The 2,355-nt window shown below is 59.5% G+C and carries 1 protein-coding gene and 1 pseudogene; both read left to right on the plus strand.

Annotated elements, in window-relative coordinates; all coding sequences use genetic code 11:
• Window positions 1–396 precede the first annotated feature (396 nt).
• A complete protein-coding gene (locus tag WDW90_RS36415; protein ID WP_336492609.1) occupies window positions 397–1,596 on the plus strand; it encodes a CaiB/BaiF CoA transferase family protein in 1,200 nt (399 codons plus the stop codon).
• A gap of 438 nt (window positions 1,597–2,034) precedes the next feature.
• A pseudogene (locus WDW90_RS36420) lies at window positions 2,035–2,355 on the plus strand (MFS transporter); the annotation flags it as partial.

Here is a 2,355-nt window from a genome sequence, read left to right on the forward strand (position 1 = left end):
GCGGCTCGTCGGCCACGAGGTGCCGGGGCAGGTCGCCAAGGCCGGGCGCCCCTGCGACCTCCACGCGCCGCCGCGGGCCGCCTGACGCCCGGGTCAGGCCCGGACAGGCCCGGTAAGCCGCCCGCAAGTAGCGGCATCACCTCTGAAAGAACCGGCGAGGGACCGTTCACCCTCGCCGGGGTGGCCGCCCACGACACGGGCGACACGTCCAGTGACACCGCGAAGGTAGGCAAGATCGTATGGCGGCCGGCGCCGCTGATGAGAATCTTCTACCTGTTCGCCCTCTCCGACCGGATCGCCGCGTACAGGGCGAGGTCGTCTCCAAGGTGGTTCGACTAGGCCACCGCGCGGGATCAGGAATTCCGCTGCTGAACATAGTCGATTGGAGAAGTAAAGATGACGGATCGCACACAAGGTGCCCTTTCCGGGCTGCGCGTGATCGACCTCACCCGCGTGCTCGCTGGGCCATTCTGCACGATGATGCTGGCCGATATGGGCGCGGAGATCATCAAGCTCGAACAACCGACTCTTGGGGATGACTCGCGCCACTTTGCGCCATTCCTGAATGGCGAAAGCGCCTATTATATGAACTTAAATCGGAACAAGAAGGGTATCACCCTCAACCTCAAAGGCAAAGGGCGCGATATCTTTCTTGATTTGGTGAAAACCGCCGATGTTGTAGTCGAGAACTACCGGCCTGGCACCATGGATAGGCTTGGACTTGGCTACGAAATCCTAAAGGAGGTCAACCCTCGGTTGGTCTACGGTGCAGTTTCCGGTTTTGGCGATACGGGACCTTACCGACTGCGCCCGGGGTACGACATCATCGGCCAAGCCATGGGCGGCCTCATGAGCACCACCGGCTGGCCCGGCGGCGATCCGACCCGTTCGGGCACGGCAATGGGAGATGTACTGGCGGGCCTGTCAGTGACGATTGGGATCCTTTCAGCCCTTCGCTGCCGTGACCAGACGGGAATGGGCCAGAAAGTCGATGTCGCCCTTGTCGATTCCGTTGTCGCCAGTCTAGAGATCATCACCCAGATCTATCTGGCGGAAGGGCGGGTTCCGGAGCGAATCGGCAACCGTTACGAGTCCTGCTACCCGTATGACTCATTCAAGGCACGGGATGGCAATGTCGTCATCGCCGCAGCAAACGACAAGCTGTGGAGCTTAGTGTGTCAAGTTATTGGCCGCCCAGAACTTGCGAGCGATCTAGAATTTAACACCAACCCGAAGCGTGTCGCGCGCCACGCGGACATCAAGCTTATTCTCGAGGAATGGACAACTGCGCACGATGTCGACGAGGTCGTCGAAAAAATGCTGGCCGCAGGCGTTCCATCCGCCCCGATCAACACGGTTGATCGCTTGGTGACCGATCCTCACATCGCTGGAGCGCGAGAGATGTTCGTCGATATCGAACATCCGAAGGCGGGGATGACGAAGCTAACTGGCGCCCACATCAAGCTAACTGGTACGCCTGCCACTGTCCGCACGCCGGCGCCTGAGTTAGGGCAGCACAATCTGGACGTTTTCGGGACATTGTTGGGCATGTCCGCCGGCCACCTCGATCAGCTCCGTCGAGAGGGCATCATATAGCGTCGCACCCGCTCAGCCAATTGCCATCCGGCAACGCCAGATAGGTTTCACTTATTTCTACAAATAATTAGGTGTCTGCCGGATTTGCTTGCCATAGTTCTAAAGTAAACTATTGAGAATAAATGCAAGCAACGTCAATGAGCAACAAAGCTATTATGGTAGCTGATGTAAATACTGATCATTTAGACAATGATAGACGTAAGCGCTGCTGGCAGCTGCCGAAAAAGTAGCATGGCGGCTCAGCGAAGCAGCGCTGTAAGACGAAAAACCCGAAGACGCAGACCCAATGCAATCGGGTCGGAAGCGGATCCAGTCTGTATCCGCGATGGAAGCCCTCACAGAAGGCGGCTCCAACGTGCCCGTGAGCACCTTGCCGGCGGATCGCCCCGCGACCCGCCGGACAGCCGCCCACGCCACCCCCAGTTCCAGGAGGAAACCATGACCGCCGCCACAACCAACCCGCTCGCGGGCACCGAGGACATCACCGAGAGCAGCGTGGTACGCAAGGCCGCTTGGCGGCTGATGCCGCTGATCATGGTCTGCTACATGTTCGCCTTCTTCGACCGGATCAACATCAGCTTCGCCAAGTTCCAACTCCAGAGCGACCTCGGCTTCAGCAACGTCGCCTACGGTCTCGGCGCGAGCATGTTCGTCATCGGCTACGTGATCTGTGAGGTGCCCTCGAATCTGTTCCTGTACCGGGTCGGCGCGCGCCGGTGGATCGCGCGGATCATGATCTCCTGGGGGATCGCCACGGCG

The organism is Methylobacterium nigriterrae (assembly GCF_037106235.1).
Lineage (GTDB): Bacteria > Pseudomonadota > Alphaproteobacteria > Rhizobiales > Beijerinckiaceae > Methylobacterium > Methylobacterium nigriterrae.

Excerpts from the sequence above, each read along its gene's own strand:
- WDW90_RS36415 (WP_336492609.1), top strand. The coding sequence starts at position 397 with ATGACGGATCGCACACAAGGTGCCCTTTCCGGGCTGCGCGTGATCGAC.